This is a genomic window from Bradyrhizobium sp. USDA 3240 (assembly GCF_054063295.1).
In genome coordinates this window covers 6409251-6432534 of record NZ_JBSSGD010000002.1, presented here as the reverse complement: position 1 = coordinate 6432534, position 23284 = coordinate 6409251, and the positions used below count along the sequence as shown (strand labels likewise).

Annotated in this window: 25 protein-coding genes; 9 read left to right on the top strand and 16 right to left on the bottom strand. The window is 63.7% G+C overall.

Annotated features, from left to right (window positions below; translation table 11 throughout):
* Positions 1-93: 93 nt before the first annotated feature.
* Together ACVIGA_RS31135 and ACVIGA_RS31130 are read right to left on the bottom strand one after the other, a co-directional pair.
* The gene (locus tag ACVIGA_RS31135) at positions 94-1257 is read right to left on the bottom strand and encodes a winged helix-turn-helix domain-containing protein (protein WP_456669011.1); all 1164 of its coding nucleotides are present in this window, start codon (positions 1255-1257) and stop codon (positions 94-96) included.
* Positions 1258-1361: 104 nt separating this feature from the next.
* Positions 1362-1604, bottom strand: coding sequence for a hypothetical protein (locus ACVIGA_RS31130; protein ID WP_223969481.1), 243 nt, complete (start codon positions 1602-1604; stop codon positions 1362-1364).
* Positions 1605-1765: 161 nt separating this feature from the next.
* Here ACVIGA_RS31130 and ACVIGA_RS31125 point away from each other — a divergent pair, with 161 nt between their 5' ends.
* Entirely contained in the window at positions 1766-2398 is a 633-nt protein-coding gene (locus ACVIGA_RS31125; protein WP_456669010.1) for an OmpA family protein, read from the top strand.
* Positions 2399-2460: 62 nt separating this feature from the next.
* On the opposite strand, the gene ACVIGA_RS31120 is transcribed toward ACVIGA_RS31125, so the two are convergent.
* Entirely contained in the window at positions 2461-3765 is a 1305-nt protein-coding gene (locus ACVIGA_RS31120; protein ID WP_456669009.1) for a phospholipid carrier-dependent glycosyltransferase, read from the bottom strand.
* Between the two features lie 237 nt (positions 3766-4002).
* Here ACVIGA_RS31120 and ACVIGA_RS31115 point away from each other — a divergent pair, with 237 nt between their 5' ends.
* Positions 4003-4710 (top strand): FecR family protein, encoded by a 708-nt coding sequence (locus ACVIGA_RS31115; protein ID WP_456669008.1) that lies wholly within the window; start codon positions 4003-4005, stop codon positions 4708-4710.
* Positions 4711-4712: 2 nt separating this feature from the next.
* The gene (locus tag ACVIGA_RS31110) at positions 4713-5876 is read left to right on the top strand and encodes a hypothetical protein (RefSeq protein ID WP_456669007.1); all 1164 of its coding nucleotides are present in this window, start codon (positions 4713-4715) and stop codon (positions 5874-5876) included.
* 65 nt (positions 5877-5941) lie between these two features.
* On the opposite strand, the gene ACVIGA_RS31105 is transcribed toward ACVIGA_RS31110, so the two are convergent.
* The 3 genes from ACVIGA_RS31105 to ACVIGA_RS31095 all read right to left on the bottom strand — a co-directional run bounded on the left by ACVIGA_RS31105 (position 5942) and on the right by ACVIGA_RS31095 (position 8546).
* Positions 5942-6271, bottom strand: a complete 330-nt coding sequence (locus ACVIGA_RS31105; protein ID WP_456669006.1) for a hypothetical protein — start codon at positions 6269-6271, stop codon at positions 5942-5944.
* Between the two features lie 65 nt (positions 6272-6336).
* Positions 6337-6660: a hypothetical protein gene (locus ACVIGA_RS31100; protein WP_456669005.1), complete on the bottom strand. Its 324-nt coding sequence runs from the start codon at positions 6658-6660 to the stop codon at positions 6337-6339.
* 116 nt (positions 6661-6776) lie between these two features.
* Positions 6777-8546 (bottom strand): glycosyltransferase family 39 protein, encoded by a 1770-nt coding sequence (locus ACVIGA_RS31095; RefSeq protein ID WP_456669004.1) that lies wholly within the window; start codon positions 8544-8546, stop codon positions 6777-6779.
* Positions 8547-9008: 462 nt separating this feature from the next.
* On the opposite strand from ACVIGA_RS31095, the gene ACVIGA_RS31090 reads away from it, so the two are divergent.
* Together ACVIGA_RS31090 and ACVIGA_RS31085 are read left to right on the top strand one after the other, a co-directional pair.
* Positions 9009-9680: a response regulator gene (locus ACVIGA_RS31090; protein WP_050401724.1), complete on the top strand. Its 672-nt coding sequence runs from the start codon at positions 9009-9011 to the stop codon at positions 9678-9680.
* The gene (locus ACVIGA_RS31085; protein WP_456670926.1) at positions 9680-11125 is read left to right on the top strand and encodes a sensor histidine kinase; all 1446 of its coding nucleotides are present in this window, start codon (positions 9680-9682) and stop codon (positions 11123-11125) included. Before ACVIGA_RS31090 ends, ACVIGA_RS31085 begins: the two co-directional genes overlap by 1 nt.
* A 77-nt stretch (positions 11126-11202) precedes the next feature.
* Here the strand turns inward: ACVIGA_RS31085 and ACVIGA_RS31080 are convergent, their stop codons facing one another.
* Together ACVIGA_RS31080 and ACVIGA_RS31075 are read right to left on the bottom strand one after the other, a co-directional pair.
* Positions 11203-11625 (bottom strand): VOC family protein, encoded by a 423-nt coding sequence (locus tag ACVIGA_RS31080; RefSeq protein WP_456670925.1) that lies wholly within the window; start codon positions 11623-11625, stop codon positions 11203-11205.
* Positions 11626-11743: 118 nt separating this feature from the next.
* Complete coding sequence (locus ACVIGA_RS31075; RefSeq protein WP_456669003.1) at positions 11744-12760, bottom strand: alpha/beta hydrolase; 1017 nt, start codon at positions 12758-12760, stop codon at positions 11744-11746.
* Positions 12761-13042: 282 nt separating this feature from the next.
* On the opposite strand from ACVIGA_RS31075, the gene ACVIGA_RS31070 reads away from it, so the two are divergent.
* A complete protein-coding gene (locus ACVIGA_RS31070) occupies positions 13043-14569 on the top strand; it encodes an amidohydrolase family protein (protein ID WP_456669002.1) in 1527 nt (508 codons plus the stop codon).
* An 87-nt stretch (positions 14570-14656) separates the two neighbouring features.
* Here ACVIGA_RS31070 and ACVIGA_RS31065 read toward each other — a convergent pair whose 3' ends face one another.
* Both ACVIGA_RS31065 and ACVIGA_RS31060 read right to left on the bottom strand, forming a co-directional pair.
* Positions 14657-15394 carry an enoyl-CoA hydratase/isomerase family protein gene (locus ACVIGA_RS31065; RefSeq protein ID WP_456669001.1) on the bottom strand — a complete coding sequence of 246 codons (738 nt, stop codon included), beginning with the start codon at positions 15392-15394 and terminating at the stop codon, positions 14657-14659.
* A gap of 132 nt (positions 15395-15526) precedes the next feature.
* Positions 15527-16051, bottom strand: a complete 525-nt coding sequence (locus ACVIGA_RS31060) for a cupin domain-containing protein (protein ID WP_076866333.1) — start codon at positions 16049-16051, stop codon at positions 15527-15529.
* A gap of 141 nt (positions 16052-16192) precedes the next feature.
* On the opposite strand from ACVIGA_RS31060, the gene ACVIGA_RS31055 reads away from it, so the two are divergent.
* Entirely contained in the window at positions 16193-16408 is a 216-nt protein-coding gene (locus ACVIGA_RS31055) for a CsbD family protein (protein ID WP_456669000.1), read from the top strand.
* Between the two features lie 66 nt (positions 16409-16474).
* Here ACVIGA_RS31055 and ACVIGA_RS31050 read toward each other — a convergent pair whose 3' ends face one another.
* The 5 genes from ACVIGA_RS31050 to ggt all read right to left on the bottom strand — a co-directional run bounded on the left by ACVIGA_RS31050 (position 16475) and on the right by ggt (position 20977).
* On the bottom strand, positions 16475-17482 hold the full coding sequence (locus tag ACVIGA_RS31050) for a D-2-hydroxyacid dehydrogenase family protein (protein ID WP_456668999.1): 1008 nt from the start codon (positions 17480-17482) through the stop codon (positions 16475-16477).
* 46 nt (positions 17483-17528) lie between these two features.
* On the bottom strand, positions 17529-17987 hold the full coding sequence (locus ACVIGA_RS31045; protein ID WP_173641166.1) for an FKBP-type peptidyl-prolyl cis-trans isomerase: 459 nt from the start codon (positions 17985-17987) through the stop codon (positions 17529-17531).
* Between the two features lie 63 nt (positions 17988-18050).
* Positions 18051-19007, bottom strand: a complete 957-nt coding sequence (locus ACVIGA_RS31040) for an NAD(P)/FAD-dependent oxidoreductase (protein ID WP_456668998.1) — start codon at positions 19005-19007, stop codon at positions 18051-18053.
* The gene (locus ACVIGA_RS31035) at positions 18953-19261 is read right to left on the bottom strand and encodes an FAD-dependent oxidoreductase (protein ID WP_456668997.1); all 309 of its coding nucleotides are present in this window, start codon (positions 19259-19261) and stop codon (positions 18953-18955) included. The genes ACVIGA_RS31040 and ACVIGA_RS31035 overlap by 55 nt, the downstream gene beginning before the upstream one ends.
* A gap of 129 nt (positions 19262-19390) precedes the next feature.
* Positions 19391-20977, bottom strand: a complete 1587-nt coding sequence (gene ggt / locus ACVIGA_RS31030) for a gamma-glutamyltransferase (RefSeq protein WP_456668996.1) — start codon at positions 20975-20977, stop codon at positions 19391-19393.
* A 183-nt stretch (positions 20978-21160) separates the two neighbouring features.
* Here ggt and trhO point away from each other — a divergent pair, with 183 nt between their 5' ends.
* Positions 21161-21913, top strand: coding sequence for an oxygen-dependent tRNA uridine(34) hydroxylase TrhO (gene trhO, locus ACVIGA_RS31025; protein ID WP_456668995.1), 753 nt, complete (start codon positions 21161-21163; stop codon positions 21911-21913).
* Entirely contained in the window at positions 21906-22121 is a 216-nt protein-coding gene (locus ACVIGA_RS31020) for a SlyX family protein (protein ID WP_050401697.1), read from the top strand. The genes trhO and ACVIGA_RS31020 overlap by 8 nt, the downstream gene beginning before the upstream one ends.
* Before the next feature lie 30 nt (positions 22122-22151).
* Here ACVIGA_RS31020 and ACVIGA_RS31015 read toward each other — a convergent pair whose 3' ends face one another.
* Entirely contained in the window at positions 22152-23039 is an 888-nt protein-coding gene (locus ACVIGA_RS31015; RefSeq protein WP_223969497.1) for a LysR family transcriptional regulator, read from the bottom strand.
* Positions 23040-23284 lie beyond the last annotated feature (245 nt).

Genomic DNA, 23284 nt, shown 5'->3' with positions numbered 1-23284 from the left:
CGATGACAGGCTCCGCGAAGCTATCCATAGCGCCGCAAATGGTGAGATGGATTGCTTCGCTCCGCTCGCAATGACGAATGGAGAAAGCCAACCTTACTCGGCGAGTTGGAAGCGCTCGAAGCGGTCGAGCTCCTCCTCGATGCGGCGCTTCAGCTCCTTGCGCGCCGCCTGCTTCTTGCCGTTGCCGACCCAGCTCCATTTCTGCATCAGCAGCTTCCGGTTCTGCCGGTCGGTCTTCAGGTCGAGGGCGGCAACGATGTCGTCGCCGACCAAGACCGGCAGCGCGAAATAGCCGAACAGGCGCTTCTCCTTCGGCACATAAGCCTCGAAGCGGTGGCCGTAGCCGAAGAACAGCTCGGTGCGCTTGCGCTGGATGATCAGCGGATCGAACGGCGAGAGGATGTGAACCAGAGCGGGATCACCCTCGCCGGTCGCTTCCAGCACCTCGGGCCGCGCCCAATGCTCCTGCTTGCCGGCTCCATCGAGCGCGATCCGAACCAGCTCCTTGCGGCGCACCCTCGCCTCGATCAGGCTGCGCACCGCCTTCTTGCTCGGCGCGTCCAGATGGCAGATCGAATCCAGGCTGACGATGCCCTGCGAGCGCAGCGCGCGGTCGAGCAGATAGGCGATCCGCACCGAGGCCGGTGCAGGCTTCGGCGGCTTGTCCCAGCCGAAATGCCGGGCCGTCAGCTCGTAGGTCTTCAGCATGCCGGCGCGCTCGCTGATCGTGACCACGCCGCCATAGAAGGCGAGTTGCAGCGCGCGCTTGGAGGGTTTGCGGCTCTGCCAGAGATGCTCCTTCTCGGTCAGCACGTCGTCTTCGATGTCGCGGATCGTCAGCGGACCGGCCCGCAGCAGCCGCAGCACCTTGCGGGTATCCGACGGCGTCACCGACGAGAACCATTTATGGCCCTCGCGCTTGTGCGCCTTCATCGCCGGCAAGAAGATGTTGATGTCCTTGGACGGCACGTAGGACAGCGCGTGCGTCCAGTACTCGAACACGCTCTTGTCCTGGCTCTGCGCCTGCTTGAGGTCGGCGCGGCGATAGTCCGGAATCCGGGTGAACAGGATGTGGTGATGGCAGCGCTCGATCACGTTGATGGTGTCGATCTGCACATAGCCGAGATGGTCGACGGCCGCCGCCACGGCCGACGCCCCCTCCCCGAACGGTGCCGTTGTATCGAGCCGTTGCGCGCGCAGCCAGATATGGCGGGCGGCGGCATTGTTCAGGGATAAGGGTTCGGCGGCGCGGGGCATTGCCCGAGCAATGTAGTGAGATTCGCGCTGCTGTGGAGAGCCGCGCGAGGGAAATCAGCTCTGCATGATCATCGCCTCTCGACATTGAGGGCGCTTCGGACCGGCTACTGCGATCCAACGGCGCGCCGCAACCAGGGAACGTCCACCATCGCTGCATCCAGCGCGGCGGTTTCCTCATGAAAGACCCGGGACGAATGACCGCCAACAGGAAACCAGCCGCGGCCGTCTTCCACGTCCCGCCGATATTCCTCGAAGCCGATGGTCCCTTCCGGGCGAACGAAGATATCGACACAGCGCGAGGCGCCTTCGTCGTTGATGGAGCGGAGGACGCGATTGACGTGGGCCAAGATGCTCTCCTCTCCGTCGCCGGCCCCTGCCTGGCGCGGCACGGGCCTCGGACACTCTTCCGTGATCTGGATCACATTCCCGGCTTTGAACCGGTCCTAGGTTCCCAGCATCAAAACGATAGCAGCCCGATTGGCTGGCTTGACATTTAAGGACGAAAACCATGACCCGCTCCTTTTCCCTGTCTCTTTTGACGATCGGCGCTGCGCTGTCGATGACGGCGGGCGTCGCACTGGCCGGCAGCGACACCGTTCCGGCCGCCCAGATCCTCAATGCGCTGAAGCCGAAGTCGGCCACCCGCGGCCTCTCCGCCGGCACGCAGGTCGACCCGGCCGCCTCCGCCAAGGAGACGAGCTTCCTCAACACCGTTCGCAACCGGCAGACCCGCTCGCTGTCATTGGGCGAACGCCAGGAGATCGCCGACATCGCCGCCCACAAGCCGAAGATCGATCTGGAGATTCACTTCGACTACAACTCGGCTGAGATCGCCAAGGGCTCGACCCAGGCGGTACACGAGCTCGGCAAGGCGCTGGCGGATGCCAGCATGAAGGGCTCGACCTTCGTCGTCGCCGGCCACACCGATGCGATCGGCAGCGAGGCCTACAACCAGGATCTCTCGGAGCGCCGCGCCGACACCATCAAGAACTATCTGGTCGAGCATTACGGCCTGAACGGCTCTGATCTCGTGACCGTCGGCTACGGCAAGACCCGGCCGAAGGATCCGAGCGCGCCGATGGACCCGACCAACCGTCGCGTGCAGGTCGTCAACATGGATACCAAGACGGCGTCGCAGTAATCTCCCCAACTTCCGATCCGCTTGCCACGCCCGGCAGGCGGATCGCTTGTTTTCAGAGAGATTCAAATCCAGCTCTGGAACAGCATCAGCCGATTGAAGGTCGCCATCGACGTCCCGATGGCGGCAACCGTGATCGGCAGCATCGCGATGAAGCCCGCGCATCCGACCGCCACGAAGGCCCACAACAGCCAGCGCGGCACGCCCGTCCGCGTCAAGGCATAGACCAGCACGAAGCTCGCAGTGGTCGCGGCCGGCAGGTAGTAGTAGTTGAAGCCGAGCGTGCGCGGCAGCAGCGCCCAGGCGAGATACGGGCCGAGATAGAACGCCAGCACCAGAAACGCATCGCGGCTGCGGGTCACGATCCAGTCGCGCAGCGCGACGATCAGCGCGATCAACGCCGGCCATAGCACCAGCGGATTACCGAGAAACACGATCGCGGCGAAGCTGTCGTCGCCGACCTTCTCGAACAGATACCAGACCGGACGCACCAGGAACGGCCAGGACGGCCACGAGCTCATGTAGGTGTGGCCCGCGATCGCGGTCGTGGTGTTGTCGGCAAAGATGCGGCGCTGTGCCTCGACGAGGTCGGTGAGCGAGAACCCGTACAGCGGCACGAAGCTCGCGAGATAGACGGCCGCCGGGATCAGCACGAAACAGCCGATGAAGTGAAAGAGACGGAAGTCCGGCCACAGGTCCGGCCGGTACCAGTCCTCCGCATCGGCGTCGGCGAAGCGCGTGCGCCAGCCCTGCATCAGGCGGATCACCGCGACGATCGCGATGCAGGTTGCGAGCATGAACAACCCGCTCCACTTGCAGGCACAGGCAAGCCCTGCGAATACGCCCGTCAGCACGAAGGCAGACTGCGGCCGCTTCTGCCTGAAGCCTTGGATGAAGGCTGCGATCGCGAACAGACAGAAGGCGAGCGCAAAAATATCCAGCATTGCGATCCGCGCCTGCACGAACAGCATCTGGTTGAAGAAGGCGAGCAGCACGGCCGCGATGGCGCGCTCCTGCGACGCGAACAGCGCGAGCCCGCCAAGATAGACGGCGACCAGCGCGAGCGCACCGAACAGCGCCGCGGGATAGCGCCACCCGAGCGGCACGTCGCCGAACGCCTTGATCGACAGCGCGATGATCTCCTTGGCGAGCGGCGGATGCATCGGGTTGAGGATCGGGCCCTCGACCACCGGCAACAGCATCTGGCGCGCCGCCGGCACATAATGCACTTCATCGAAATAGAGCTTGTCCGGTGTGGTGATCCCGAGCAGCAGCACGACATGGGCGACGATGAAGATGATGGATGCGACGATCGCCGTGCGCGCGGCGGGACGCCGCAGAACAGAAGGAGATTTGGATGCGGTGATCAAAGGACGAGCACGCTGCGAGGGGAACCAGTGTGAGCGAAGTGTGAGCTACGACGGCCGCGAGTGTGATGTATGTGACGAGTGTGATCAAATCTCACGTTGATGTCCGCAGCCGCGAGCATTTTCGAATCCATCGACCCTCACCATCCGGCGCAACTCAACACGGCTTGTGACAATTATACAATATCAGCTGCGTCCGCGATCCGGTACGATGAGAGGGTTAGGTCGATCGGTATTGCAATGAATTCGCGCCACAGCTTTTTCTCCGTACTTGCACTCGGTCTTGCGGTCGCATTGACGGCTCATCCCGTTCAGGCGCAAACGCGCGTCGGCGAAGCGGCCATGGTGAAGAACGAGGTCGTCCGCGTTGCGGCCGCGACCAGCCCGATCAATGTCGGCGACGCGCTGCTGCGCGACGAGACGGTGCGCACCGGCCTCGAGAGTGCCGCGCGGCTGGTGATGGCCGACAGCACCAACCTGTCGCTCGGACCGAACGCCTCGCTCAAGCTCGATCGCACCGTGTTCGACGACGAGCATCACTATCGCGATGTTGCGATCCGCCTGACTTCGGGAGCGTTCCGCTTCGTCACCGGCCACTCGAACAAGGCCGCCTACACGATCACGACGCCGCTTGCGACCATCGGCGTTCGCGGCACGGTGCTCGACATCCTGTCGCAGCGCGGCAAGACCACCGTGGTGTTGCAGGAAGGCGCATCGACGGTGTGTACGTCGAACCGGCAATGCTTCGATCTGACCCAACCCGGCGACACCGCGATCATCACCTCGAGCGGCGGCCGCACCACGATCCAGAAGACCAACAATCCGCCATGGACCTTCGCCGCGACCTGCACCCAGGCCGCGGGCCTCTGCACCGTCACCCAGTTCGCGGATGCCTCGCCGGTGACGCCGCCGGTCGACGACCCGACCGGCATGCTGTGCGGACGGTGAGCATGCTACGGCGCATCCATCATTTGATCCTGTCGGCGGCGCTGACAATGGCGCTGTCGCTCGCGATGCTGCAGGCGTGGGCTGCGCCGGCTCAGGCGCAGTCTCCGACGCCGAACTGCACTTCGAATCCGGATTCGTTTTCAGCATCGCCGAACTGTACGTCGACCCCCACGCCGACACCGACACCGACTGCCACACCATCGCCAACGCCGACACCCACGCCCGTCCCCACGCCGACACCAACGCCCAGCCCGTCGCCGACACCGATCACCGGCGCGCCGTCGAGCGGCAGTTCGATCAACAACCTCGCTGACCAGCGCTTCAACCAGATGATCACCAACCGCGTGCTCGGATCGGTGCTGCTCGGCGTCAACGAGCAGGTCAATTGCGACGACTGCATCAGTGCCTTCGGCTCGGCGGGCTCGTTCTCGGCCGGCATCCATGGCCGCAAGACCATTACGCCGAATTTGTCGCTGCTCGCCGGCATCGCCTACACGCAGTATGGCGAGGGCGGCTACAACGTCACCAGCGCGCCGATCGGCGCCTTGGCGCTGCGCTATGACTTCGTCGACTGGGGCTCGTCACGTCCGTTCTTCGACATCGGCACCATCCTCTCGCCGTCGGAGAAGGTGCGCTACACCCGCAGCTACGCGACCAGCCTCGGCCCGGTGTCGGTCACCGGCCAGACATCGAGCGAGAATTACGGCGTGTACGGGCGCGCGGGCTGGATCAACCGGCTGTCGGCACGCGACGAGGTCGCGGCTTCGGTCGAAGTCTGGCAGCTGTGGCAGCGGGTCAAGGGCTACAGCGATCCCGCGATGGCCTTCAATCCGTTCGACGCCACCATCGCCGACGGCACCGATCGCACCAGCCTCGTCAAGATCGGCGGCCAGTGGACGCATCTGTTCGGATCGAACATCGAAACCAACATCAATGGCGGCTGGGTGCAATCCTTCGCCACCCATTCCGGCATCGTCGCCACCGTCACCGGCGATGGCACCATCGTGCCGACGATCGGCAACCAGGGCTGGTTCGAATATGGCGGCCGCGTCGGCTTCCGCATCACCAAGGGCTGGATCGCCGATATCTTCCTCAACGGCACCGCCGGGCCTCAGCCGGTCGGCAACACGGTTCACGGCGGCGTGGGGCTGCGGATCAGTTACTAGGACGGGGCCGCTCGCCCGGACCCGCACCGTCGAGCGACCGGATCAGCGACGACGCTGATCTCCATTCAATCGTTGTCCCAATAGCCGTCCGAGTAGCCTTCCCGGTACCCGGATCGATAACCGTAATCATATCCGCCCGGATATTCGTCGCCGTATTCGTACACGTGACGATGGTAGTGGACGACGGGGGGCGGCGAATAATAGTCCCTCTCATAGACATAGGCCGGAGCCGCACCCACAGCCATGGTGGAGCCCAACAGCGCGCCGACGGCCAGGCCGCCGACGATGCCGGCGGCGACCGCATCTCCCCGCCGGCCACCTGCCGTGGCCTCGGTCGACGCAAGACATCCCACAGCGATCACCGCCATGGTCGCAAAAACAGCTACTCGTTTCATTGAAACATATCCTTGTTCGCGTTCAACAACCGCGCCCGCCCCTCGGCAGCGATCGACAGAGCCCTCTAGAACGTCACGAGCTCCTTGAGCTCGCTCCTGACGAATCGCGGCACAACCCGCCGGGCCACGAAATCATTCCAGTCCCTGAACTTTGACTTTGCTCTCGCCTCCGTGATCGCAGTGACGCCGCGCACGCTGAGGTGCGGAAGCTTCACCAGCTCGCTGACAGGAGCGGTATTGAGGTTGATCTTGTCGGCACGACTGATCGACGCTCGTGTTGCGGGGGCCGGGTGAGTTGAACCGGTCGTTGATGGAGATGTCTGCGCGACCGCGGTGGCGCCGATGATGGCGCAAACGCCGAGGCTGATGCAAATCAACCTGATAAGCATGGACCGCTATCCTTCGTGATATGACGCCCTTGACCCCGCCGACGATAAAGCGGGGGCCGATTACCGCAAGATTACGCGCGCGATCGTCACGGCCGGCATTCCGGGGATGAGCTTGATCAGCGCATCAAGACGAAGAGCTTTGCTGCTCCATGATGCACCAGCATGTTGGCTCCTGGATCGTTCGTCTGCGGCGCATTTCCTGGCGGCTGATTTTCCGGCAGCGCGACATCCGACTCCGCGCGGCGCGGCGGATCTATTTGCGGAGAGACATGTCCTCCGCCCTGACCGGCATCGTTGACAAGGCTTGGCGGTGCATCGTCCGGCTCACGACGCGGCGCCACCAGGAATGCAACGAGGTTTCGCTTGACGCCTGGAATTCCGAACAGGCTCGATTGAACGGAAAACTCGCGTTTGACATAGCGTCCGGCGTGAATCGCCATTCGCGCGGTCCATTCAAGACAATCGTCCTGGTCATCGAAACAGAGCGCCGCCCAGCCGCGCTCCGGCGTCACCTCGCGAGGCAATGCCAATGAATATTGGTAGGCGTAAGGATCGCCATAATGCGGGTGATCGGAGCTGTAGAAGGCCACCGCGACCCCGAGGCTGTCGTTGCCGCCGACGATCGACAGCGGCGTGCCCATCTGCTCGTGCCACAGCCGAGTGAGTTTGTCTGCCGCCTGGTGATAGACGTTTCGCCCTTCCTCATAGCCGTAGCTATTGCGGTAGATCGCATGGGCCGGGGCTGCCAGCACGGCAGCGACGATCGCTATTCCGGCAACCAGCAGCGCTGCATTGACCGTATAGAACCGCTCGATCGGGTAACGCGTGCTGCACACGAGGGGCACGGCGAACAAGAACAATCCTTGAAGCGCCCATAGCGACGGCAAGTCGGTGCCGAGCAATATGGACGTGATGAAAGGAAGAGCGATCGTGCCGATCGCGACGTGGCCGAGCAGCTTCAGGGTGGGATCCGCCGCCGCAAAATCCCGAGGAAGGCGCTTGATTCGATACCCTGTTATCATCGCCCACGTCACGGCGGACACACTTGTTGCCGCGGCAAGGCCCAACAGGAAATTGACGGCATCCCGCAGCGACGAAGGGAAACCGGTCCCCACATGCGTCGCGGCATAGTGGACAGGCTCCGCGCCTGTCGTGGCCAACCAGTGCAGATGCGGAGATAGCGCGATCAGCCCGACGGCAGTGGAGATCCAGGGCGAACTGGACGTGAAATAGGCTCGTCGCAAGGGATGGAGAATTGCCGCCAACGCGAAGCTCGCGATCAGAAAAATCGAATAGTACTTGCCCAGCATTGCAAGCGATGCCGTGGCACCCGCAGCAATTGCCCAGAGCGGCGTCCTGGTTTCAAAGGCGCGCAGGAAGCAGTAGGTCGCAAGCGGCCAGACCGCGAGCAACACCGCGTTGGCGTTGAAGCGCTGTGCGTGAAACTGGTATGCCGGGGTCAGCATCAGCAGGAGCAGCACGACCAGGCGCTTGTGCCCGGTCACGAACCTTCTTGCGATCAGATCGACGAACCACAAGGCCAACGCCGCATTCGTCATCGCCATCAGTTGCAGCGACCAGTCGGTGAGCGGAAAGACCGAGGTCCACGCCCCGGTCGTCCACCCCATCAGCGGCGGATGCTTGGGATAACCCCATGCGAAATGCCGGCCATACGTCCAGGTCTCCAGCACGTCCGGATGCAGGCCGGCGCCGTGATAGGCGACCGATAGATACACCGTCCAGATGCCGACGAAGCAAACCAGCAGCAGTGGTACCGACCACCCTGCCTCTACTCCCTCCAGCCATCGATTGAACGGACGGCGCCAAGACGCCGGGCTGCGATCCGACCGCTTGGCCATCGCTGAGAACGCAAAATCGACCGGCATATCGTTCGGAAGCCTGGGGAAGGAGATCGGAAAGCGCGATGCGAGCCGCGTTGTCCGCCATGCTTTTCACAGCGACCATTACGACAGCCTGACGTGACTCCGCCTCTGTCGACTTATTCCTGCGCGCGCCGACGCGCCGTCATTCGCCGGTCATGTTGATCGACGTCTCTGGCCGGGAAATCGCTGAGAGGGGATGCGCATGCGAAAGCCCGTGCGCTGTCATGACGCTGATCGGCTCCGGAGCACTGATGTGTGCGGCGCCCCTGATCGAGTCTTTCGGACTGACCCTCATCAGGCGTCGATCCGATCACCGCTGCCGTTCGAGAATGCCTCTAGAGTCACATGGAAAAGGCCAATCACATCAATGCATTCGTGTGGACACCGCGGTTTTCTTGCCGGCCGTAATCTTATTGTAATCCGCCTGTAATGATAGAAACATTTAGTCACACTTGGGAGAATGCGGTGCGAGTTCTGGTCGTGGAGGATGACCCCCAGCTTGGGCCATGGCTGCGGGATACCCTGGCTACGGCCTTCGGCGCATCCGACATGGTCACGACGCTCGAGGAGGGTCGCGCCGCAGTCGCCGTGCGAAGCTTTGAACTCGTCGTGATCGACCGCGGACTGCCGGATGGCGACGGTTTGGCTTTGCTGCGCGACCTGAAGCAGCAGAAGCCGAGCCCCGCGACGATCGTGCTGACGGCGCTCGATGACCCCCTCGATATTGCGCGCGCCCTCGACGACGGGGCGGACGACTATGTGGCCAAGCCATTCGAGCCGATCGAGCTGATTGCCCGAGCCAAGGCGGTGCTGCGACGTCTCTTTCTCGATAGAGGAGCGATCGTTCGCATCGGCAATCTGAGCTACGACGTGCTCAATCGCGAGGTCTGCGTCGATCACGCGCCGATTGTTGTGCCGCGGCGTGAACTGGCGATTCTGGAAGCGATGGTCCGGCGCATCGGGCGCGTCGTCCTGCGCGAGACCCTTGAAGTTGCCGCCTACAGCTTTGATGACGAGATTCAATCAAACGCGATCGAGGCTCACGTTTCGCGGCTGCGCCGGCGGCTCCGCGCGGCCAACTGCAAGGTCGTCATCAAGCCGGTGCGTGGCCTCGGATATCTCTTGAGTGGCGAATGATGATGTTGAAGTGGCAAAGGCTCAAGCGCGTCCATCGCTCGATCGCGGTGCTGTCCGCGACGCTGATCGGCGCCGTGACGACCATCATGCTGCTCTGCGCGGCAGCGCTTCTGATCCGATTTGGCGGCGACGATGACGGCACCTGGGCCGCCGCCGACGTCGCCGATGCGTTGAAGGAAGCCGTCATCCGCAACGAGACCGGGCAACTGGCGCTCAAGCGGACCTCGAGGCTGGACGAGATCACCCGCAATTTCCCGACATTCTGGTATGTCGTGTCCGACAAGAGTGGAGAGGTCAGCTACGGCCCTATCCCGAAGTGGCGTCCGCAAAAGACCCAGACATCGCGTGACGGGACGAGTTTCATCGCCTACGCGTTTGACGGCGAAACCACCAATCTGAGGAAGATGGCGGTCGTCAGAAATACGCCCGTGGGTGAGGTGTGGATCGAAACCGGTGGCGTGGCCTATACGGCGGCGCAGCTGACGACCGGAATGCTCACCGATGCGACGATTGTCGCACTCCCCATAATCCTGGTCCTGGCGGCGACGGCGTTTACCGCGATGGTCTTCGTGCCGACGCTCATCGCGCGCCCCGTCCGGGCCGTCGCGGCGGCCGCCGAGATGATCGATGGGGTTTCGGATGGCCGACGCTTGCCGGAACAAGATGCGCCGGCCGAGCTCTTGCCTCTGGTCGCGGCTTTCAATCGCGCGCTATCGCGAATAGACGTCGCTTCGAAATCGCAGCGAAACTTCCTGTCGAATGCGGCACACGAGCTGCGTACGCCCTTGACCAATGCGCGCACCATACTCGAGCAGGTCGAGGACGCTCCATTGCGTGCGAGGCTGATCGCCGAGAACCAGAAGCTGTCGTCGATCGTCACCATGCTGCTCCAGCTGGCGCGCATCTCCGCAGAACCCGCCGAACTGATCGAAATGGATCTTGCGGCGCTTGCGCGCAGGGTTGCGGCCGAGCACGTGCCGATGGCGTTGAAGAACGGAAGCGATGTCGAGTTCACCGAGCCTCGTCACCCGATCTGGGTGCGGGGCTCCGAAACCGCGATCGCCGTCGCGCTCTCGAACCTGATCCGAAACGCCGTGACTCATGGTAGCGCAGGTGGCTCCGTCCTCATCGAGGTCGGAGCACCGGCGCGGCTCAGCGTCATTGACTACGGATCGGGGCTCCAACTCGGTCAGCCCGAACTGCTGCTTGAGCCCTTCAAGCGCGGCAACACCCGCGCGGAAGGAACAGGACTGGGGCTTGCGATTGTCTCCCAGGTGATGACCACCCACGGCGGCACCGTTTCCCTTTGCGAGACACCAGGCGGCGGCACCACGGTCGAACTGAACTTTCCGGTCCCAGGCTGCCGGCAAGCCGACCTGCCGCAGGGGAGAAAAGCCGTCCAAGCCATGACCGAAGCCCGGCCGGACGGCATTTCCGCAGCCTGAAGCGCTGTCTCAATCCGTCAAGCGGATTGCCGACTGTCGGTCACGGCCGGCTTCGAATGCCCGCATTGTGCGGCGGCTCAGGCGGTGGCCGGCGCGGATTGCGCCTTCATCGCAGCCTCGACATCCATCCACATCACTTCCCAGATGTGCCCATCGAGATCCTCGAAGCTGCGGCCGTACATGAAGCCGTAATCCTGCTGCGGCGACGGATCGGCGGTGCCGCCCGCGCTCTTCGCCCTGGTCACATAGCCGTCGACGGCCTCGCGGCTCTCGGCGGACAGGCAGATCAGCACCTCGCTCGTGGTCCTCGCGTCGGCGATCGCCTTCGGCGTGAACTGCCGAAACTTGTCGTGCGTCAGCAACATGACGTGGATGGTCTCGGAGATCACCATGCCGGAGGCGGTGTCGTCGGAGAATTGCGGATTTTTCGTCGCGCCGATCGCCTCATAGAAGGCGGTAGCACGGGCGAGATTGCTGACCGGCAGGTTGACGAAGATCATTTTAGGATTAGCCACGAGAGAACTCCTGTTGGCGGGGTTGTGCCCCGAGGACGAACCGGATAGCCGAATCCCGACATCGCCGCGCAAATTTTTCTTGCGGCGTCCTGACGCAGGCCGCCTAGGTCACGATCGGCGTCGGCATGGTCAGGAATGCCCGCGTCACATGCCAGAACAGTTCGCGATTGGTGGCCAGTGCAACCGAATGGGCGGTGCCGGGCAGGATGACGAACTGCCGGTCGCCATTCGGCAGCTTGTTGAAGAACTCCTCGAGATCGGGCACCGCCGCGATCCCGTCATACTCGCCGCGAACCAGCAGTACCGGCGCCAGCACCTTCTCCGGATGCACCACCGGCAGATTGGCGGTCATGTCGAGATAGGTGCCGGTCGGGATCTGGTCGCCGAACTGCATCTCGACATCGGCCAGCGCTTCCATCACGGCGGGGTCCGACGTGCCGGGCCTGTCGCGGGTCGCGATCGAGCGGATCATGTCACGGTCGCGCTTGCGCATGTTGTGGCTGCGGTAATAGGCAACGTGCTCGGCGCGCTTCGCCAGTGTCGGCGAGCCCTCGCCCTTGTAGGTGAAGGCGGCGAACACCAAGCGATCGATGCGCTCGGGCGCGGCCATCGCGAACGCGCCTGCCCGCAGTGCGCCGGAGGATTCGCCGATGAAGTGATATCGCCGCTCGCCGGTCTCGCGCGCGATCACCTCGACCGCCGCCTTCAGATCCTCGACGCCGCTCGCAATATCCGCATTGCCCGAGGTGCGGCCCGACTTGCCGTAGTTCTCGTGATCCATGGTCCAGCAATCGAAGCCGTAGCGCGCAAAGACGTTGAGCAGCGAATACTCGCCCTTGCCAGGCACTGTGAGGTCAAACGCCCTCGACGTCACCGACGAGCCGTGGACGAAGAACACCACGGGCCGCGCCGGCTCGCCCGGTTTCGGCGCGCCGATCCGCTTGCGGAACATCCACAGCGGGATGTCACCCTTCTTCGCCCAGTATTCGTTGCTCCATATTTCGCCCTCGGCAGGAACTGCGGTCGCGGCCTGCGCCGCCGCCGCGCCGAGCACGCCGGCTGCCGTCGCGACGCCGATGCCTGTGATGATGGTGCGCCGCGAATGGTCTGCTGGCATCATGGTTTGCCTCCCTCTGAACGATGGGGCTTCGTTCGGCCCCTCGGGTTTTGCAAGACGTTAGCATCCACAACCGTCATTGCGAGCGCAAGCGAAGCAATCCATGGCGCCACTTGCAGCAAGAGTATGGATTGCTTCGTCGCATACGCTCCTCGCAATGACAGAGAATACAGCGCACGATTTTGTGAACGCCGTTTCCGGCAATCGGCGCGGACGACGGACGGACTTGGTCCTAGTCTCCGCCGCGGTCCGACCGAAAAATCCGGCGAGATGCGGGAGCGAAGAATGAGCAGCAATCTCACCGACGAAGAACTTGCCGCCTTGATGCCCTCCGAACTGTGCCAGTACCAAACGCCGATCCCGACCCAGATCGTCTCCAGCGACGAGTTCTATCCCGACCCGCAGAACGAACGGCAGCGCGAGGTTGAGGCACGTCTGCTGGCGATGGCCGACGACCTCGGCGGCAAGCAGGGTCTCGATCGCCGAAAATTCTTTCAGACCGCGGCCGGCATGGCCGCTTCCTTTGTCGCGATGAACCAGGTCTATGGCGCGCTGTTCGACGTGACGCCGGCCGAGGCCGCAACGCCGGCGATGGCGCAAGAGCGCGCCAACGGACTGAAAGACCAGTTCATCATGGACATGCACACGCATTTCCTGCGCGACGACACTCGCATCATGGGCTTTGTGGAAATGCGCAAGGCGGTCGGCAAGGCCGGCTGGAACAAGGAGCTCAACGATCACGAGCAGACCATCGAGGATCTGAAGTTCAACAACTACAAGAAGGAGATGTTTCTTGATTCCGACACCAAGATCGCGTTGATCTCCTCGGCGCCGTCGGACATCGAGCAGGACTGGTTCCTGACCAACGAGCAGATGGCCGATGCGCGCAAGAAGATGAACGACGAGGCCGGCTCGCGCCGCGTATTCTGCCACGCGATCTTCACGCCCGGGCAGCCCGGCTGGCTCGACAAGCTCGATGCCGCGCTGGCGCTAAAGCCGGAATCCTGCAAGGGCTACACGATCGGCGACAACACCCACAAGGAGATCAGCCGCTATCCGTGGCGGCTGGACGACGAGAAGGTCGCCTACAAGGGCTATGAGAAGATGGTGAAGGCGGGCATCAAGAATGTCTGCGTGCACAAGGGACTGTTCCCGCCCGGGATCGAGAAGCAGTATCCGAACCTGCGCGGCTTCGCCGACGTTGCCGATGTCGGCCAGGCGGCCAAGGACTGGCCGCAACTCAACTTCGTGATCTACCACTCGGCCTACCGCCATGTCGGAGGCGATCCCAAGGTGGCGCTGGCCGAATTCGAGCGCACCGGCCGCATCGCCTGGACCTCCGACCTCGCCGACATCCCGGCACAGTACGGCGTCAACAATGTCTACGGCGATGTCGGGCAATTGTTCGCGACCACGCTGGTCGCCGAGCCCAATGTCTGCGCCGCGCTGATGGGCACCCTGATCAAGGGCCTCGGCGTCGACCACGTCTGCTGGGGCACCGACGCGCTGTGGACCGGCGCGCCGCAATGGCAGATCGAGGGCCTGAGGCGGCTCGAGATCCCCGAAGTGATGCAGAAGAAGTTCGGCTACGCGCCGCTCGGGCCCGCCGACGGACCGGTGAAGACGGCGATCTTCGGCGACAACAACGCCCGACTCTACAACATCCAGCCGAAGCGCGCGATGCTCGACATCAAGGGCGACCGCTTCGCGACGATGAAGGCGCAGTATGAGAAGGCCGGCGTAGAGCCGTCGAATACGCGCTACGGTTATGTGGTGCCGAACGGGCCGATCGATCACCGGGTGTTTGCTTGAGCCCGTCGTTCCGGGGCGACGCGCGAGCGTCGAACCCGGAACCTCGAGATTCCGGGTTCTCGCTTCGCGAGCCCCGGAATGACTGCGTCACTTCCCCGTAAACCTCGGCTTCCGCTTCTCAGCGAAGGCCTTCACGCCCTCCTTGAGATCCTCGCTGTCCCTGACCTCATCGAGCAACCGCCGCGCATCCGCGACGGTTTCCAGCGGTCCCTTCGGCATCGCCTCGCGAGCCAGCTTCTTCAACGCGCGGACCACCAGCGGGGCATTACCGGCGATCTTCGCAGCCATCTGCTGTGCCAACGCGAGGTGCTGACCTTTCGATGCGACCTTGTTGACGAAACCGATCTGGAAGGCGCGTTCCGCCGACATCTCGTCGCCGACCAGCAGAAACTCCATCGCGATCTTGTGCGGCATCCGCGCCATCACCGATGAGACGCCGCCCGCGGTGGTGCCGATTTTTCCCTCGGGGTAGATGAAGCGTGTCGTCTCCGACGCCACACACAGATCGGCCATCTGCACCAGCACGAAGGCGCCACCCACGACCCAGCCGGATGTCGCTGCAATCACCGGCTTGTCCAGCTCGACGCCGAGGCCAGGCACGGCGTGCCACATGTTGGCGGGGAGATCACCAACATCGGCGCCGACCGAGAAATACTTTTCCTCCGCCGAAGCCAGCACCGCCACACGATCGTCGCTGTCCCGAAACCGCAGCCAGGCGTCACGCAGCTCGGTACACAACGCGTTGTTGAGCGCGTTGTGCTTATCGCTGCGCGTCATCGTGATGGTCGCGACGTGGTCGGCGCTCTCGTAGCGAACGAGCGTCATGCTGGCCTCCCTGCTCTGTCGTCATTCCGGGGCGACGCGCAGCGTCGAGCCCGGAATCCGTTCATGCACCAACGCTGCGGCCCGATGGATTCCGGGCTCTCGCTTCGCGAGCCCCGGGAATGACGGGGCCCGTTACTTCTTCTCGTCGGGATGCCGGTGCACCGGATCGACCCAGAGCACGTTCTCCGGCTTCTCGACCGGCTCGATGTCGAGATTGATCGCGACCGCCTCGCCGTCGGAACGCACCAGCACGCATTCCAGCACCTCGTCGGGACTGGCGTTGATCTCCTGGTGCGGCACGTAGGGCGGCACGAAGATGAAATCGCCGGGACCGGCTTCGGCGGTGAACTGCAGCTTCTCGCCCCAGCGCATCCGCGCCTTGCCCTTCACGACATAGATGATGCTTTCGAGATGGCCGTGATGATGCGCGCCGGTCTTGGCGTCCGGCTTGATGCTGACGGTGCCTGCCCACAATTTCTGCGCGCCGACCCGGGCGAAATTGATCGCGGCCTTGCGGTCCATGCCGGCAGTCGACGGCACGTTCGGATCGAGCTGGTTACCCGGAATCACCCGGACGCCGTCGTGCTTCCAGCGCTCGTCGTCGTGATGGTGATGATCGTGGTCGTGAGAATGGGTGTGATCGTGGGAACCGCTCATCGTTCTTGCTTTCGTTGGTCAAGTTTTCGTGCGCTGAACGCTACCGAAAAGCAGCCGCGCAGGCGAGCGGAAAATAGGAACGTTCCCGCGCTACCGCGCGTTGCCGCCGCGAAGTTTCAATGGATTTGAAGGGAGAGACTGATGGGCAGCACGACCGACAAGATCAAGGGCACCGCCAACGAGGCGATGGGCAAGGCCAAGCAGAAGATCGGCGAAGCCACTGGATCTGAGGAGATGCAGGGCGAAGGCGCGATCCAGGAAGCCAAGGGCAAGGGCCAGAAGGCACTCGGCGACGCCAAGGAGATCACAAAGGATGCCGTGAACAGGGCCGCGGCCGCAGCGAACAAGAAGCTCTAATCTGCAGGCGATCAGCTTTTGAGAAGGACCGGTCCGTTCGGCCGGTCCTTTTCATGCCCCTATCAATCAGCCGCGCGGGCGGGGATGTGCCAGCACATCCGGATGTGTCAACACATCCGGATTGACGACATTGGTCGGCGCGCCCGCGGCATAGGCTACGATCTGGTCGAAGATGTCGGTGAACTGGATCTCGTACTCGTCGCGCGAGACGTAGCCGAGATGCGGCGTGCAGACCACATTGTCCATGTTGAGCAGCGGGTCCGACGTGTCGCGCAGCGGCTCCTTCTCGTAGACGTCGACCGCGGCCATGCCGGGCCGGCCGGCGCGCAGCGCGTTGACCAGTGCGCCGGGCTCGATCAGCGGCGCGCGGCTGGTGTTGACGATCAGCGCGGTGTCTTTCATCCGCGCGAGATCGTCCGCCTTGACGATGCCGCGCGTCGCGTCGACCAGCCGCATATGCAGCGACAGCACGTCGCAGCGGGCAAAGAAATCGGCCTTGCTGGCGGCGGTCTCGTAGCCGTCGGCGCGCGCCTTCGCCAGCGCCGTCTCGCGCGCCCAGACCAGCACGTTCATGCCGAACGCTTTGCCGTAGCCCGCGACCACGGCGCCGATGCGCCCATAGCCGTAGATGCCGAGCGTCTTGCCGCGCAACGTATGGCCGACGCCGATCTGCCATTTGCCGGCCTTCAGCGCCGCCATCTGCTGCGGGATCGCGCGCATCGCGGCGAGGATCAGGCCCCAGGTGAATTCGGCGGTGGCATAAGACGGTGTATCGGCATGCTGGCCCGACGACACGATGATGCCGAGCCGCGTGCAAGTGTCGATGTCGATGTGCGGGTAGACACTGCGCTGGCTGATCAGCTTCAACTTCGGCAGCCGCTCCAGCAACGGGGTGCGGATCTGGGTGCGTTCGCGGATCAGCACCAGCGCATCGGTGTCGCGCAGCCGTTCGGCGAGCGCGTCGACGTCCTGGACATGGTCGTTCCAGATCGTGACGTCGTAGCCGTCGAGCTTGCGGAAGCAATCGAGGGTGCGCAGCGTGTCGAAATAATCGTCGAGGATCGAAATCTTCATCGCTGCGCCCCTTTTGTCATGGGCCGGTCACTTGACGGCCATCAGGTCATTTTACGCCAAGCAGTTCGACGTCGAACATCAGCGTGGCATTCGGCGGGATCACGCCGCCGGCGCCGCGCGCGCCGTAGCCGAGGTTCGGCGGGATGATCAGCGTGCGCTTGCCGCCGACCTTCATGGTGGCGACACCCTCGTCCCACCCCTTGATCACGTGACCCTGGCCGATCGGAAACTCGAACGGCTCGTTGCGGTCGACGGAGGAGTCGAACTTTTTGCCTTTCTGGCCGTTCTCGTAGAGCCAGCCGGTATAGTGCATGACGCAGGTCTGGCCGGTCTTCGGCGAGGCGCCGGTGCCGACCTTGCTGTCGATGATCTGGAGGCCTGAAGCTGTGGTCATGGGCTTTCCTGCGGTTTGGGCCATTGCCGTCCTGCCGGCAACGGACGTGGAGACTGCCGCCGCCAGGCCGGCGAATGCAGTCGTGATGATCGTGCGTCGTGAAGATCGCATCTTGCACCTCTCATGAACGACCGCCGTCTCTAGCCCAGCGCGCGGCAATTCCCTAGCCGTTTTTCAGTGACCGGCCATGCCGCCATCGCGGTCCAGCGCGAAATCATCGAGCAACGGCGAGCTGCCGCCTGCGATGAGATCGCCGATCAGTTGCGCCGCCAGATAGGAAAAGGTGATGCCGTTGCCACCATAGCCATACGCCGCATAGACGCGCTTCGCGCCGGGCACAGGACCGATCAGCGGCAGGCCATCGCTCGTGTTGTCGAACGTCCCGGCCCAGCGGTATTCGATCTCCGTTGCGGCGAACGGCCAGAGCGCGGCGAGACGTTGCACGAGCCGCAGCGCCTTCTCCGGGATCAAGCGGTCGCGGGCATCAGCCGCGATGACCTCATCGCTATCCTCGCCACCGATGATGATGCGGCCCGCCGGCGTCGTCCGGGCGTAAAGATAATCCTTGGCGTTCTCCCAGATCAGCGCGCCGTCCTTCCAGATGTTCTGCGGCTGCGGTGTGGTCGCAATCGCCCAGCTCGAGGACACGGTCTGGATCGTAGACCGAACGATGTCCGGCATCACATAGCCGGTCGCCAGCACGACGGCCTTCGCGGCAATTTCGCGACCATTCTCGAATCCCACGGTCACCGTTTCGCCCGCCGGATCGAAGGCTATGGCCTCCGCATCGAACTGCCGCGCACCGCGCGCGAGTGCGAGGTAGAGCAGCCCGCGGGCAAGTTGAAGCGGATCCACATCCGCCGCGCCGGGCGAGACGATCGCGCCGGCGCGCGCTATCCGGTAGCTCTCGAGCAGTTGTCCATGATCGAGGAACTCGCCGGGCAGGCCGGCGCGGCGGCGGAGCCGATGCTCATCAAGCAATTCGGCTGCAGAGCTGCCGGCCGCCAGATAGAGCGAGCGCTTCTTTCTGATCTCTCCGGGCAGCTTGTGGTCACGAACCAGCGAGATCAGACCGGTCACGGCATCGAGGCTAGCGCGATAGGCGCGCGCAGCCCGATCGAAGCCATACATCGCGCGGTCAGCTCGACAAGCGGGCGGTCGATCTCCCACAACAACATCGCCGTGCTGGCTACAGTGCTGCCCCGGCCCGGACGCTCTCGATCAACAATGACGACATTCAGCCCCTGACGGGTCAGACGCTCGGCGACCAGCGAGCCGGTGATCCCGGCGCCGACGACAAGCGCATCGCAGCCGAGATTTTCCGATAGCGTCGGACGCGGCGGTGGCGTTGCGGCGACAAACCACGGCGAGACGCCGCCGCGCAAATCGGCCTGGTCAGTATTATCTGAATCGAGGGAGCTGATGACGGGCCTCGCGGGAAAGGGCTTCCAGCACCAATCCCTGCGAGAACAGCTTGTTCCTCAACGCATATCCGGCGCTGCTGCCTGCGACAATCAGTAGCCGAGCGCGCAGCCGTCCTTGCGCGGATCGGAGCCGCCGGTCAGCGTGCCCTTCTCCCAATCGATCCAGATGCCCTGGCCGCCGCCGAGCGGCGCGACCACGCTGGTGGTCTTGTGGCCGATCTTCTTCAGGCCTTCGACGGTCTCCGCCGGCACGCTGTCCTCGAGCTGGTAGACGCCCTCGTAATGCAGGCCGCGCGGCATGTCGATCGCCTCCTGGATGTCGCAGCCATAGTCGAGCATGTTGGTCAGCACGCGGGTCTGGCCGACCGGCTGATACTGCCCGCCCATGACGCCATACGGCATCACCGCGCGGCCGTTTTTTGTGGCCAGCGCCGGGATGATGGTGTGCAGCGGACGCTTGCCCGGCGCGATGCAGTTCGGATGGCCGGGCTGGATGCGGAAGCCGCCGGCGCGGTTCTGCAGCAGGACGCCGGTCTTGTTGGAGACGATCGCCGAGCCGAACGAATGCGCGATCGAGTTGATGAAGGAGCAGACGTTGCGGTCCTTGTCGACCACCGTGATGTAGACGGTCGAGGGATTCATCGGCGGCGCCACGTTCGGCAGTTCGAGCAGGGCGTCCATCCGGATGTTCCTGATGTGCTCGTCGGCGAACTCCTTGGAGAGGATACCGGCAACATCGACATGCGCGTGCTGGGGATCGCCGATATACTGCTCGCGCATCATGTAGGCGATGCGCGCCGCCTCGGCCTCGAGGTGGAAGCGCTCGATGCTGAGCGGCTTGAACCTGGTCAGGTCGAAGCGCGACAGGATGTTGAGCATGACCAGCATGGTGATGCCGGGGCCGTTCGGCGGGCACTGCCAGACGTCGTAGCCCTTGTACATCGTGCCGATCGGCGCGGTCGCCTCGGTCGAATGCGCCGCAAAGTCTTCCAGCGTGTGCAGACCGCCGATGCCGCGCAGCGTGTCGACCATGTCGGCGGCGATCTCGCCGCTATAGAAGGCGTCGCGGCCCTTTTGCGCGATGGCGCGCAGCGTCTTGCCGAGCTCGGGCTGGCAGATCACGTCGCCGGCGACCGCGGGCTTGCCGTGCGGCAGCAGATAGCGCTCGGTGTTGGTGCCGTTCTTCAGCTTCTCAAAACCGTTCTTCCAGTCGAAGGCAATGCGCGGAGCGACGACATAGCCCTCTTCCGCGGCCTTGATCGCGGGCTGCAACAGCCGGTCGAAGCCGAACTTGCCGTGATCCCTGAGGATCACATCCCAGGCGTCGATCGCGCCGGGAATGCTGACGGCATGCGCCGAGGTCAGCGGCACCGAATGGATCTTGCGTTCGAGGTACCACTCGGCGGTGGCCGCCATCGGCGCCCGGCCGCTGCCGTTATAGGCCGTGATCTTGCCCTCGCCCTTCGGCTGGATCAGCGCAAAGCAGTCGCCGCCGATGCCGGTCGATTGCGGCTCGATGACGCCGAGCAGCGCGCAGGCCGCAACCGCGGCGTCGGCGGCCGTGCCGCCCGCGCGCATCACCTCGATGGCCACCAGTGCCGCCTGCGGATGCGACGTTGCAACCATCGCGTTCTGGGCGTGGACCGTGGAACGGCCGGCGAAGTGGAAATTCCTCATAACGGAGAGCTCGCTTGATCGTGATGGTCTGATGCTGCTGCGGCGGGTGGATGCCAAGGGGATGCGGAGTACATGGCACATTCATCCCCGGCAGGGCAATGCATGGTATGCCAGAGGAATTATCCCGATAATGCATGGCTTTGCGGGGTTTCGCCGATCTAGCCGGCCTGATAAACCCCGGCCATGCCGCTCAAGGTCGTCGCCTTCTACCAGTTCGCCGCGCTGCCCGATTTCCGCGCCCTGCGCGAGCCGCTGCGCGCGCTCTGCACCGACCTCGATCTGAAGGGCAGCGTGCTGCTCGCGCATGAGGGCATCAACGGCACCATCGCCGGCAGCGACGAAGCCATCGATGGCCTCGTCGCGGAGCTCAAGGACGGGCCGCTGTTCGGCGGTCGCCTCGACAACCTCGAGCTGAAATTCTCCGAAGCCGCGCAGATGCCGTTCCAGCGGCTTGAGGTGCGGCTGAAGAAGGAGATCGTGACGCTCGGCGACACGACCGTCGATCCGACGCGGCAGGTCGGCACCTATGTCGACGCCGCCGACTGGAACGAACTCATCGCCTCGCCCGACATCATGGTGCTCGACACCCGCAACGCGTTCGAGGTCGCGATGGGCAGTTTCGAAGGCGCGGGCAATCCGAAAATCGCGAGCTTCGGACAGTTCAAGGAATTTGCCGCGCGGCAGCTCGATCCCGCGAAGCACCGCAGGATTGCCATGTTCTGCACCGGCGGCATCCGCTGCGAGAAGGCCAGCGCCTATCTGCTCGCGCAAGGCTTCAGCGAGGTCTATCACCTCAAGGGCGGCATCCTGAAATATCTCGAGGAAACGCCCCGGCAAGACAGCCGCTGGCGCGGCGACTGCTTTGTGTTCGACGAACGGGTCGCGCTCGGCCACGGCCTGCGCGCGCGTGGGCACGAGGATGCCGTGCATGAATGACGCGGCAAAGCTGAGCGAACGGATCGATGCGCTGGAGGTCCGCCTGACCTACCAGGACGAAGCCATCGAGACGCTGAACCAGACCATCACGGCACAATGGAAGCAGATCGACGCGCTGACACGCCAGCTCGCCGAGTTGCGCGACCGGCTTCAGGAGGCCGAACGCCAGGCGCCGGGCCCCGCCAACGAGCGCCCACCGCACTACTGATCGGTGCCGCCGGAGCCCGGCGGCGCCGGATTACATGTTGCTCACCTGACGCATCGGCTTCGCGCCGCTGAAGAACAGGCTGGACAACCGCTGCACCATCGCCGTCGCGCGGCTTCCCTCGAGACCCGGGCGAACACACAGCAGGCGCTTCTGCACCGGAAGCTCCGGGAGATAATAGTCCTTCGCCGAAATCAGCGAGGACGGGATCATCCGCTCGGGGCATGCCGTCAGGCCGTATCCGGCCCGTGCGGCGTCCAGTCGCAGCTGGTGGTTCGGGCTCCTGAACACGATCTTGTACGTGATGTTGTGCTTGGTGAGCGTCCGGATCATCCAGTCGTCACCCGGCCACGCCAGGATCGGGATCGGAGCGCCCGGCCGCAGGACAAAATCGCGTGATCGTACCCACACCGAACGCTCGTCGGCCTCGGCGGCGATCGTCACCTCGTCTTCGTTCTCCAGCGAGGGGTTGCTGTAGACGAAGGCGATGTCGATGTAGCCGTCGATCAGTCCTCGGATGACGATCGGCGACATGTCGGCGTGAAGCAGAACGTCGGCGAGTGCGTCGGCCGGATGCAGCTTGAGGAATTCCTCGGCGAGCATCGTGCTTATTCCGAGCCGCAGCGGCTGCGGTCCTTCGTGATTGCCGCCGAGCCGAAGCAGTTGGTCGTTCGCTTCGAGGATTCGCCTTGCCTGCTGCACGGCAACCTTGCCGAGCTCCGTCGTCGTGGTGCCGTTCGCCGTTCTGACGAAGAGCGCGCCGCCGACCAGGCTCTGCAGTCGCTTGACCTGCGAACTGATCGCCGGCTGGCTGAGGCCGAGACGCTCGCCGGCCTTCGATAGACTTCCCGTCTCTGCGATCGCAACGACGGTGCGAACGATCTCTGTAGGAATATTCAAATGCTGACGTGGTCTGTGCATCGCGAGCCCTCCAATCTCAGCACGGGACGCAAATACGTTCTCCAGTATGTGATTCAGCTATACTAACATTTGGTTGCACTTTCGTTTAGTTTCAATTTGCCGCGATGCTATTGAAATTGCTGGTCTTATGTATTGTTACGTGCATTGCCACGTAGTGCTACGGTATCGGATGACTGCATCTGCACCCGCACGCAGCACCTCGACACCATCGGACCCCGGATTTCTGCGGACACGGCATCAAAGAT